A 12,226-nucleotide genomic window follows, 5' to 3' on the forward strand; every position below is an offset into this window, starting at 1 on the left:
TTTTTCGCTAATGCCGTCACAGATTTCATGTGCCAGTACAGTTCATAGCTTTTCGTTTTTGCCATGAGTTTCCGGGTGATACGAGCAAAGAGCGGGAGGAAGCAGGTTCACTCGCTGCGCTCGGAATGACAAACCAGAAAAGCAAAAACGACAACTACCGCGCAAAGCGCACAACAACCTGTGTCCCCAACGGCACCATCGTACCTGCGGCCGGAGCCTGCTCCCGCGCAAGCCCGCTGCCTATCGGCTGCACCCGCAGCCCAAGGCTGCCCGCATGCTCCACCACCGCGCGCAGATCGGCCCCATGAAAGTCCGGCACCGCCACCCGCTTGCCCGCATCCACGACAACCCCGCCATTCGACTTCTCCTGCACCTGCGGCTGAATCGTCGGAGCCGCTATCGGCTTACCTGCATCGACCTTCTCATCCTTGATGACCGAAGTAGTATTGCCATTCGCGTGGAACGCCGCCAGCACCTTCTCGGAGAGCGAATTCGCTGAATTCGCGTGAGCCTGCGTCGCCGCCTGCTGGTCCTTCTGCGCCTGAGCGGCATCGGCGGCCTGGTTCTGCACCATGGCCGCCGCGTTCGCAGGCTGACGCAGCGGATCGTCCGCCGGCAAACTGTTGATCTGGTCGAACATGGCACTCAGGTCGTCTGCGCTGTCCTGAACATCTTCGGGCTGAACCGACGCAGCGATCTGTGCCATCTGCTGCTGGGTCTTCAGCGGCCGGTCGTGCGCTATGCCGAGATACTCCAGCACCTCCTGCGCCAGTTGGCTGAACACAGGCGCAGAGACGATGCCACCGTAGCCTTCTACCGTCGTCGGCGTATCGATGACGACCGCCACCGAGATCGCCGGATTATTCACCGGCGCAAAGCCCGCGAAGCTCGCCACCAGCTTGGTGTGCGAGTAGGTATGCGTCGCCGGATCGATCTTCTCCGCCGTGCCGGTCTTTCCAGCAGAACTATATCCGTTAAGCGCCGCCGACTTGCCCGTTCCCTCGGTAACAATGCCCTCCATGATGGAGCGCATCTCCGCCGCCGTGAACGGCTTGATCACCCGATGCGAACCATCCGGCAACGTCTCAGGCAGGTCCGCGACAGGATGGAAGGGAGCGGCATGAAGCCGGGGATCGCCCTTCATCTGGTCGGTGGACTGCAGCAGCACATGCGGAGGAATATACGTTCCGCCATTGGCAATCGCCGAGACCATCGATACCAGTTGAACCGGAGTTACCCCAACTTCCTGCCCGATGGCAAGCGACAGGATGCTCGTCGATCCCCACTTTCTGGGGGGACGCAGCAGGCCGCGCGTTTCACTCGGCAGTTCAATGCCTGAGCGCTGGCCGAAACCAAACGCCTTCATATACTCGTAGAACTTGTCCGGTCCGAGCTTCAGCGCCATCTTGGCCGCGCCCACGTCGCTCGACTCCTCCAGCGCCTTCTGCACCGTGATGACGCCGTAGTGATCGGCCTTGTCGTCATGCAGTGTGCGCCCGAACATCGTCATCGAGCCACCCTGGCAGTCGACCATATCGGTTGGCTTGACGCCGGCACCATCAAGCGCGGCGGAGTACGTCACCAGCTTGAACGTCGAGCCCGGCTCGTAGATATCGCTCACCGCCAGGTTCGTCAGAGAATCCGCATCGAGATGCCGAGAGTCGTTCGGGTTAAATCGAGGCGAGACCGCCAGCGCCAGAATCTGTCCCGTATGCGGGTCCTGCACCACAATCGTGCCATGCAGCGCTTTGACCTTCGCCACCTGGGCGTCCAGCGCTCGCTCGGCCATGTACTGAATATTTGAATCGATCGTTAGCACGAGATTCTCACCCGGCATCGGATCGCTCTCTTCCGAGCCCAGCACGTGCCGCTTGGCATCGAGCGCCGTCAGCATATGTCCGGGCGTGCCGTGCAGCTCATCGTCGAACTCACGCTCCAGGCCACCGAGCCCGGCGTCATCCGTGCCGACATATCCCAGCACATGCGCCGCAAGGTCGGCATTCGGATAGAAACGCTTGAACTCTTTCTGAAGATAGATGCCCTTGAGGTTCAGCTCTTTGACACGCTCCGCTGTCTCCGGATCGAGCTTGCGAGCTACCCAGGCGAAGTGCTTCGAGGCATTCATTCGAGCAAGAATCTGCTGCTCGGTTGTGAGGTGATCGAGAGAATCGGTGTGGACGACCTTGGCCAGGAGCGCCGCATCCTCCGCGCGATTATCTCCCACCTCGCTCGGCACCGCGTAGACGCTGTCCACCAGCACCGTCATCGCCAGTTCGCGCAGATTGCGGTCGTACAGCACACCACGCCGCGGCGCAACCTCAAAGGTGCGCTGCTGTTGCTCCGCCGCCCGCTTGACGAACTCCCCATGGCGAACGATCTGCAGCCAACCCAGACGGAACGCAATCGCCACCACCCACAGGCAAAAAACCATCGCCACATAGACAAAGCGCACCCGGCGGATGGGTGCGGTCAGTGCCTTCCGTGGCGACGACTTCATGTCTTGGGTTCCTGTTCCATAGTCAAGTAATGAGTGGCAAGTGGTAAGTGACAAGTGGTAAGCGGCATCCCTTGTCACTTACCACTTGCCACTTATCACTTGCAGATACCTTAGTTCACGCTCAACGCCGGGATATGCGCCTGCGCCAGCACAGGAGCCGATACGTTCGATCCATCCGGGCGAACCACCTGTCCGGGCGAAGGGGCGTCCAGTCCAAGCTGCTTCGCAATGCGGTCGATACGGCCGGGATCGCTCAACTGCGCCTCAGTCAGGCGAAGCTGGCGATTGGTCTCGCGCATCTGCTCAACCTGCGTCTTCTGCGCCTCTACCCTGTAGCCGACCTCGATCGCCGAGAAGTGCTGCCACACATAGACCATCGTCAGCGCAAAGAACAGCGTCATCACGATGGTGAAGCTGCGCATCTCACGACGGCGCTCGGGATCGTCAGCCTTCACGATGCGGCTGTTGTCGATGTGCTTGGTGAAGAACATCTCCGGTGTCGGCCCACGACGACGCGGCCGCTGCAGCTCATAGAGCTCGCGGTTGCGCTCGGCCAGATTCGTCCGGCCCGCCGCGCGGCTTCCCGCCGAACGCCGTGTGTGCATCCGCTCCATCTCCTGCCCTGCCATCGCCATTGTCGCCATCGTCTGCCTCCCTCAACCCTTACACGGCACCCAGGCCGTTCCATCAAAACTTTTTGCCCACACCCTTCATCTCGCCTCGTCTTCACGAGTGCAACCCGGGCCGGGGTTGCTGATGGGAGGAAGGGAATTTTTGTTACTGGTTGTCTTTCGCCTGAAAGCACGGCAGGACAACCCCGGCCCGATCTCTAAAACGAGTGATAAGTGAGGAGTGGCAAGTGATAAGTAGCAAACCTTACTTACTTGTCACTTTCCACTTATCACTTGCCACTTCTAAACCTTTTCCGCAGCTCGCAACTTCGCGCTGCGCGATCGTGGATTCCGGAGCGATTCCTGCTCTCCGGCCACAACCGGTTTCTTCGTCAAAATCTCCAGCCTGCCCGCCTTCGCTCCTTCGCGAAAAGCGTCTTTTACTGGCCGGTCTTCCAGCGAGTGGAAGCTGATCAACACCACCCGTCCTCCGGGCTTCAGCAAAGACTCCGCGCTCTTCAGCAGCGATTGAATCTGGCCGATTTCATCATTCACTCGAATTCGTAAGGCCTGGAAGGTTCGTGTTGCGGGGTGTATCTTGTCGCCTTTCATTGATGGGGCGACGGCCGATATCACTCGAGCGAGTTCCGCTGTCGTTTCTATCGGCCGCGCCCGCACAATGGCTCTGGCGATTCTCCGCGACCTCCTTTCCTCTCCGAATTCGTAAATCAAGTTGGCGAGATCTTCTTCGTCCGCCTGATTTACCACCTGTTGGGCCGTCAACTCGCTGCGCGAATCCATTCGCATGTCCAGCGGTCCATCGGTCCGAAAACTAAATCCTCTATGTGCCTCATCCAGTTGCAGGCTGCTTACGCCGAAGTCGGCCAGCAAGCCATCCAGGCTGTTCGGCTCAACTTCTTCGGCAATCTCCGAGAACGCTCGCGGCACATACCGCACTTGTGGCATTTCAGATCTCAGCTCCTCAGCAACCGCTGCGAGCCTTGCCTGCGCCTTGGCCATTGCCTCCGGGTCGCGGTCGAAGCAGATCAGCTTCCCCGCCCCGCCAAGCTGCCTCGCAATCGCTGCCGAGTGGCCTCCGAGCCCCAGCGTTGCATCAACGTAGACGCCGCCGGGCCGTACTTTCAGGTACTTCAGACTTTCTTCCAAAAGAACCGGCACATGTTGCGGTCTTTCCATCGTTCCGCCATCCATGCGTCCCACTGAGGGACTCAATACCATTTACAGCCCCAGGTCAGCTAACGCTGCCTGATCTTCTGCCGTCAGCGGAGCTGCCTTCAGCTCTGCCTCAAACATCTCGCGGTTCGCGACTTCGAGATAATCCTGCTTCCCGAAGACCACTACATCCGCCAATACCTTCGCCGACTCCCGCAACAACTGCGGAACCAACAGCCGGCCCTGATTGTCCATCTCTGCCATCTGGCCGTAGTAGCTCGTCACGTCCAGAAACTTTTGCTTAACCGGATTCATGTTCGGAATCTTGGCCAGCTTGGCCTCGACCTCTTCCCACGCCTTCAGCGGCCAGATTTCAGCCCGCTTCCCGTCTTTGCTGGTGATGTAAAAGAGCTGCTTCTCATCCTCCCCAACCGGGAGCAGGCTCTTGAAGTCGGCAGGGAGTTTCAGCCGGCCCTTCTCGTCCACTCGTGTTGGGTGATTTCCGCGAAACATACTCTGAACCTCAGGCGATACCTTCCCTTACAACTCGAGAAGCCGGCCCCGGGTACACTTGCATAGGTGAATTTGGTCTTGATTCACCTTTTTTGACCACTTCAGACCACTTCGCTCCACCAGACTCTCGCTTAACAGGCCCTCTGTAAAGCACTAAATTGTGATTGGAGCGGACTTTTTCCACGCGAAATGTGGAAAATCCAGCCTATTGTGGGAATCAAGGTGTTAACTACTACAGGTTGTGTTGACCCCTGTGATTCGTATCGCCGGACTTACTTGCCTTTCCGAAGACTTCTAAGGTAGGCGAAATTAAGGCGAAAGTCCTTCGCCCAAAGACAAATCATAGGTGTAAACCACAGAGTACATGCCTTCGGGGATGCCCGTTTCTCGTCGTTGCTTGTTTTTCGTCGTCATCCTGAGCCGTAGGCGAAGGCCCCCCGCATTGGGGGCCACCACGGACTCACATGCCAACCGACCTTGTGGTCTTCACCGAGCCTCGGTGCCACGACCAATCCGGGGGTCCTTCGCCTACGGCTCAGGATGACGACGAGGAATGTGCCGATGCCGCTTCTTCCTCCTCCAGCCGTTTCCTCTTCAAAAACCAGAGCAGATAGCCCAGCACGCCGAGATTGACGAGCAGCAACCCCACCCTGAACCCGGAGAAGTGCGCGAAAAGCTCATAGATCTCCCACGGCAGGGCCGCAGCCGTCAGCAGGGTCGTGAAGTACTCCGCCCAGGTCTTTTCCAACATCAATCCTGTACCTTCAACCACGCAAACCACCGCATAGAGGAAGGAGAGCACCCCGGCCTGGCGCAGATGCCGGGTATCGATCAGGTCCGCCTTATCCATCAGCAGCGAAACCAGCCGCCCCTCGGGATCGACCGGCAGCGCATCGACGATCCGCATCACCAGGTCGCCGATGTTGCGATGCACCAGATGCAGCGCCCCCGCGCCCAGCGCGGTAAAGAAGATCGCCTTGCTCAGCTTGAAGAGGCCCACCAGCAACAGCCCGCGTTCACGCTTGCCATGAGGGTGCAGGGCCTGCCCTGTAGCTTGTCTGCCATCTGCACTAGCTGAGTTCGGGTTCGAAAGAATTTCCTGCATATCCGCTTTCAGTTGACGAGCCTGCCAGCCCTTTGTCAACGGCACCGTATCTTCCCGGGCACAGAAGAGGGCAAAGCAAAGTGCCCACGCCATGAGGGTGACGTGGGCACTCCCCGGCGCAATCCTGCTGCGCCGAAGCTCAAGTTTTCTGTTTTCTACATCTCCGCCCACTGCCGCAGCAGGTTGTGATACACCCCGGTCAACTGCACCGAGCTCTGCTTCACCTCAGGGGTAGTGGCGTGCGGGGAGCGTGCAAGCCGCTGGATCGATTCATCGAGGTCAAAAAGCAGCGTGCGATGGGCGTCCTGCCGGATCATGCTCTGCATCCAGAAGAACGAGCTGATGCGGTTGCCCCGGGTTACCGGCTCGACCCGATGCAGGCTCGTCGCCGGGTACAGCACCATATCGCCGGCCGCGAGCTTCACGCTCTTCTCGCCATAGCTGTCTTCCACGATGAGCTCGCCGCCGTCATACTCCTCGGGCGGCGTAAGAAACAGCGTCGCGCTCAGGTCCGTACGAATGCGTTGGCCGGTCGTCGCAAACTGGCGGATCGCGGTGTCGACATGCGTGCCGAAGGTTTGTCCTCCGGCATAGCTGTTGAACATCGGCGGAAACACTCGCAGCGGCAGCGCCGCCGACATGAACCGCGGCGACCGCGCAAGCCCCGCAAGAATCATCTCGCCAAGCTCTTTCGCCACCGGCGAGTTCTCCGGTATCTGCGCGTTGCGCTTGACCTCCTGGGCCTGATAGCCCGCAGTGACGCGGCCATCGACCCATTCGGCAGTGGCCAGCTTCTGCCTGGCTACTGCAACCTGCTCCGCCGTGAGCACCTTCTCAATTGTGATGAGCATGTTCTACCTCTACCTCTGCTTTTGCCCTTGCTTTTCTTGCTTGTCATTCCCGCAGGGAATCTGCTTCTGCTTTTGTTGTTGTCGTTGCCTTTCTGGCTTGTCATTCCGAGGCGAAGCTGAGGAACCTGCTTCCTCCCGTTTTTCATTCGTACCATCTAGAACATTCGTGCCAGCACGGGAGAGAACAGGGAGGAAGCAGATTCACTCCCCTTCGGCTACGCTCAGGGTCGGAATGACAAATCAAGAAAAGCAAAGGCCTAGAACCTGAAGCTCGCCCCAATCAGCGCACTCAACCCTGCGCCCGGAATCAAGTGGCTCGGATGCGGCTGGTCGATATAGAACCGGTTCGCCAGGTTATAGACATTGGCCTGCAACTCCAGGTGATCGCTAATAGGCCGCTTGACCATCGCATTGAAGACCCAGTACCCCGGCACCTGCTTCATCGCCGTCGAGAGCACCTGGTAGCAGGTCGTCACCGTTGGAGTCGCGCTCGTAGCGCACGGAGCGCTTCCCGCGGCAAACGTCTGCGCCGGTCCAAAGCTGGTCGGCACATACGGCACCGTCGAACTCGCCGTGCGGCTCGCCACATAGTTGCCGCCGAAGCCCGCGCTCAACTTGAACGGCAGGTTGTGCGTCAGGAAGAAGTTGAACGTCTGCTTCGGCACGTTCGCCAGCTGGAAGCCTACCGAGGTCGGGAAGACCTGCGAGTAGATCACATGGCTGGAGAGGTACGCATATCCGAACACCAGGTCCGTTCCGCCGCCAAGCTGCCCGACAGCGCTCGCCTGTACCCCCTTCACCAACTGGTTACCGGCGGACACCACATTGTTCGAGTTGGTCGGATCGGTCTCGCGCGCATTGTCCTTCTCCGTGCGGAACCAGGCTCCCTCGACCTTCAACCGTTCGCGCAGCAGGCTGTACTTCGCGCCAACCTCGTAGCTCTCGTTCTCTTCCGGCAGCAGGAGCTTCGTCGACACACTCAGGCTCAACGACTCCGCCGAAGGATTGAAGCTGGTTCCGTAATCGAAGTACACCGAACCATGCGTATTCGGCTTGAAGACAAAGGCCGCACGATAGGTAGGCTGCGTCACCTTCTGCTCGATCGGAGCAATGGCCGCCGTCAGCGTGCCACCGGTTGCATTGCCTGGGAGCGGAGGAGCATACAGGTTGAACACCGTATCGAAGAGGTCCCAGCGAACTCCGCCGCTGGCCTCAATGAAGCGTCCCAGCTTCAGGGTGTCGACAAAGTACACGCCGACGCTCTCCGACTTCAGATGCGTGATCGACGAGGTATACCCAATCCCCGAGAACACATCCTGCGGATTCGGATGCGCCAGATTGGTCGGAGTCACCGAGTTGATCTTGTTCTCGGTGTAGCTCGTCCTGATCGGGTTGGAGATCTCCTGCCCGCCTTCGACACCGCCTACAAAGTTGCTGCGAACGCCTGCGAACTTGAACCGTGCCGTAACCTCGGTCTGGTCCCACAGATCGCCCTCCACGCTCTTGATCTGCAGTTGGTTGCGATTCACCAGCTCCTGCGAGGCAGGAGTGGCAAGCGTATAGGTACACGTCTTCCCGGAGTTATACGCGCTGGTCGGCAGTGCCGAGACATAGCCTCCAACCGGCGTGCTGACACCCGCATTCGAGCAGAGCTGCGGCTCGGTAATCTGCACGTCGCGGGGATAGTTCGCCCAGCGCGCGATCGTATGCACGTCGACGTTCTGCGAGAACGAGTGATTTGCCTTCAGCGTGAGGATGTCATCGCTCGTACGCAGGAAGTTCGCGTCCGGGAAGCCAAAGTACGAGTGCCGGTTCACGCCCGGAGCCAGTTGGCTGAAGAGCCACGGCAGACCGTAGTCCGGCGTGTCACTCTCGGTGAAGTGAAAGTAGCTGATGGTCAACCGCGACGGAGAATTCAGCCCGAAGCTGATTGAGGGCGCAATGCCGAAGCGGCGATTCTCCGCATACGGGCGTCCCGCCACGCCGCCATCCGTGCCCATCGCGTTCAGGCGAAACGCCGAGCCCTCCGAGAGGTCCGGCAGAGGCTCGTTGATATCGGCCGAGACGCGTCGCGTCAGGTCGGTGCCGAACTGGGTCTGCACGTTCACGAACTTGTCCGTAGCCGGAACCTTGCTCTCCTCGTTGATGACGCCGCCCGTCGATCCGCGCCCGAACTGCACGCCTGCGGGTCCTTCCAGCACCTCGACCTGGTCGAAGTTGAAGCTGTCGCGGTAATAGCTGCCGAAGTCGCGAATGCCGTCCAGGAAGATGTCGTTGCGTGCCGTAAAGCCACGAATCGTCAGGTTGTCGCCCTGCGCTCCGCTCTCGCCGGCCGCGAGGCTGATGCCCGGCACATTGCGCACCGCGTCCATCAGGGTACGGTTCTGCTGGTCCTTCAGCACGAACTGGGGTACCACAGACACCGTCTGCGGAGTATCCAGCAGGGACTCCGTGAACTTGCCCATCACCACCGAATCGGCCATCCCTGCCGCCACATCCACCGAATCCGAGTGCCGCAATCCGATCGATACCGTGTCCGCGCCCTCGAACCGGAAGCTCAAGCCGGTGCCGGCGAGCAACTGGCGCAGCGCCGTGTCATTGGCATAGAGGCCGCTTACACCCGAGGTCTTGATGCCCGCAAGCTGCTCCTGAGGAATCTCCAGCTTGACCGCAATGCCGCTCTGCGTCCGGTAGGCTTCCAGCGCCGCGTCGAGCGTGCCCTCGATGATATGGAAGCGCCGTACCGGCAACTGGGCCGGGGTCGGATCCTTCGCCGCCTCTGCCACCACCTGTTGCGCCGTCGCATTTGAGCTTCCTGACGCGGCATACGCCATTGCCGCTGCCAATGTGACCAGTTTTGCCTTCGTACCGCGGGTCAGTCCATTCTTTGCAAGCTTCTTCACGTTGATCTTCCCTTTGATTGTTAGCGGCCGGCTCGCCCTCACGCGCCCCCCGTCGCCCCGTTGTGGCATGGTCCTCAAGTCACACGCCCTATCTCAAAGCCAGTATTTCCCCTGGAAGCTCCCTCAAGCTCCGACAAACACCGACTGCATCAGTCCGATATCAATTAGCTTACCTTACATCTCGGACTATGCAAGTCGTATATCAAAATTTCTGTGCGATTTTTGACATGTAGTTCGCACTCGCCATTGCGCCGCTGCGAGCGCCCGCACAGCAACAGCCCTGACGCAAAGGTCGCAAAGCAAAAGCCAAGTTTCGCCACGGCTTCCGTGGCGAAACTTGGCTTACTTGGCGCTCTTTGCGTCAAGGCTGTTGCTTTTACGGGTGCCTGTTCTTCGTCAAGCTTTAGATCGACGCACCCACAAGCTTCTTCAACAACGGACGCACACGCTCCAGCGCGGCCTCCGCCGTCAGGCCATACTTCGCATGCAGGGCCTCGGGTTTTCCGTGCTCAATGAACTCGTCCGGCCAGCCCACCCGCACGACCGGAACCTCGATCGCCTGGGCGTTCAGGCTCTCCAGCACCGCCGAGCCAAAGCCACCGGCGAGAACATGGTCCTCCATCGTAACGACCAGCCCGCAACGCTTCGCGTACCGCCCGATGCACTCGCCATCGACTGGCTTGGCAAAACGCGCATTCACCACGGCCACACTCTGCCCTTCCGCCTCGAGCAGCTTCGCCAGCCGCTCGGCTTCGGCGACCATCGCCCCCAGGGCAAAGATCGCAATATCGCTGCCGTCCTGCAGGACCTCGGCCTTGCCGATCTCCAGTACCACCGGATGGGCCTTCAAGGCCACGCCCGGCCCGGTTCCGCGAGGATAGCGAATCGCACTCGGCCCCTGGTGGTAGAGCGCCGTAAACATCATGTCCTGCAACTCGTCCTCATCCTTCGGATCCATATGGATGATGTTCGGAACACCGCGCAGGTAGCTGATATCGAACAGCCCATGATGCGTGGGGCCGTCGTCGCCGCTCAACCCGCCGCGATCCATGCAGAAGACAACCGGCAGGTTCTGCAGCGCCACGTCATGCACGATCTGGTCGAAGGCGCGCTGCAGGAACGTCGAGTAGATCGCGCAGAACGGACGATACCCCTTGGTCGCCATGCCCGCCGCGAACAGCACTGCATGCTCTTCGGCGATGCCGACATCGAAGTAACGCTTCGGATGGTGCGGCCGAAACAGGTCGAGCGCCGTGCCGTTGGGCATCGCCGCCGTGATCGCGACGACCTTGTCGTCCATGTCCGCCAGCCTGGTCAGGGTCTCGGCAAAGATCTCCGAGTAGGTCTTCTGCGCCGCCGCTTTGGTCTCGCCGGTCTCCGGGTCATAGGGCCCCAGGCCATGGAACTTCTTCTGCTTTTCGAGCGCCGGCTGGAAGCCGCGCCCCTTCTGGGTAAGCGCATGCAGCACGACGGGCTTGTTCTGCTGCTTGAGGAACTTGAAGGTCTCGATCAGCAGCGGCAGATTGTGGCCGTCCAGAGGGCCATAGTAGCTCAGCCCGAACTCCTCGAAGATCATGCCGCGTCCAACGATACCCTTGGCAGCCTCTTCGGCCTTGCGCGCAATGTGCAGCGCCGCCTTGCCGCCAAACTTCTCAACCAGCCCCGCAGCGCGGTCGTGAATGTTGACGTAGGTGGGATTCGTCGCAATCTTGTGGAAGTACTCGGCGATGGCCCCGACGTTCTTGTCGATCGACCACTCGTTGTCGTTCAGCACGATGATCAGCCGCTTGGTCTGCGCGGCCATGTTGTTCAGGGCCTCGAAGCTGATGCCGTTCGTAAACGCGGCATCGCCCGCCAGTGCCACGATGTGCTCGCTGCCGCCGCTCATATCGCGGGCCACAGCCATGCCGAGCGCCGCACTCAGGGCCGTTCCGGCGTGTCCTGCGCCGAACGAATCATGCTCGCTCTCCGTCCGCAGCATGAAGCCGTTCAACCCCTCCGGCTGACGGATCGTCTCGAAGCGGTCCTCGCGGCCGGTCAACAGCTTGTGAACATAGCTCTGGTGGCTGACATCGAAGACAAAGCTGTCCCTCGGCGTATCGAACACATAGTGCATCGCGATCGTCAGTTCGACAACACCGAGATTCGGGCCGATGTGTCCACCGGTCTTGGCGACACCGATAATCAACCGCTCGCGGATCTCTTCCGCCAGCCGTTCCAGCTCTACCATCCCCAGCCGCTTCACATCGGCCGGAGATTTGATCCTGCTTAAGTACTCGCTCATACAAAAACCCGTCTTCGGGCCGCGCGGCTGTATTTGCCGCAAGGAGGCCTAGCCTTCCAGTGTATCAACCGGAGGATATTGCTGCTCTCCCGCCAGCGTCGTGAGTCGAGCCTTCAGGCCACGGAATGAGATGCAGGTAAGAATCGGGTTTTAGGTAGGGTCTGGCGAATCGAGGACAGCGACTTAGCCACCTATTTTGTTCACGTCCCCACAGAAAGGTCATCCTTCTATGAAGAGAGGCGTAGTTGTCCAGGGGTATTTTGCGAACAGATTGCGTACAGACTTCTAT

The 12,226-nt window shown here is 59.8% G+C and carries 8 protein-coding genes; all 8 read right to left on the bottom strand.

What is annotated here, in order from left to right; genetic code table 11:
• Positions 1-154: 154 nt before the first annotated feature.
• Entirely contained in the window at positions 155-2,497 is a 2,343-nt protein-coding gene (locus tag HDF15_RS24950) for a penicillin-binding protein (RefSeq protein WP_184260997.1), read from the bottom strand.
• 110 nt (positions 2,498-2,607) lie between these two features.
• Positions 2,608-3,141 (bottom strand): cell division protein FtsL, encoded by a 534-nt coding sequence (locus HDF15_RS24955; protein ID WP_184261000.1) that lies wholly within the window; start codon positions 3,139-3,141, stop codon positions 2,608-2,610.
• Positions 3,142-3,411: 270 nt separating this feature from the next.
• Positions 3,412-4,305 (bottom strand): 16S rRNA (cytosine(1402)-N(4))-methyltransferase RsmH, encoded by an 894-nt coding sequence (gene rsmH / locus HDF15_RS24960; RefSeq protein ID WP_184261002.1) that lies wholly within the window; start codon positions 4,303-4,305, stop codon positions 3,412-3,414.
• A gap of 42 nt (positions 4,306-4,347) precedes the next feature.
• Positions 4,348-4,794, bottom strand: a complete 447-nt coding sequence (locus HDF15_RS24965) for a division/cell wall cluster transcriptional repressor MraZ (protein ID WP_184261004.1) — start codon at positions 4,792-4,794, stop codon at positions 4,348-4,350.
• A gap of 535 nt (positions 4,795-5,329) precedes the next feature.
• Complete coding sequence (locus HDF15_RS24970; RefSeq protein ID WP_184261007.1) at positions 5,330-5,944, bottom strand: DUF2127 domain-containing protein; 615 nt, start codon at positions 5,942-5,944, stop codon at positions 5,330-5,332.
• 110 nt (positions 5,945-6,054) lie between these two features.
• Entirely contained in the window at positions 6,055-6,750 is a 696-nt protein-coding gene (locus HDF15_RS24975; RefSeq protein ID WP_184261010.1) for a Fe2+-dependent dioxygenase, read from the bottom strand.
• A gap of 257 nt (positions 6,751-7,007) precedes the next feature.
• Entirely contained in the window at positions 7,008-9,653 is a 2,646-nt protein-coding gene (locus HDF15_RS24980) for a TonB-dependent receptor domain-containing protein (protein WP_311733208.1), read from the bottom strand.
• Between the two features lie 403 nt (positions 9,654-10,056).
• Positions 10,057-11,937, bottom strand: coding sequence for a 1-deoxy-D-xylulose-5-phosphate synthase (gene dxs / locus HDF15_RS24985; RefSeq protein WP_184261016.1), 1,881 nt, complete (start codon positions 11,935-11,937; stop codon positions 10,057-10,059).
• Positions 11,938-12,226 lie beyond the last annotated feature (289 nt).

Origin of the sequence: Granulicella mallensis (assembly GCF_014203225.1) — a bacterium.
GTDB lineage: Bacteria > Acidobacteriota > Terriglobia > Terriglobales > Acidobacteriaceae > Granulicella > Granulicella mallensis_A.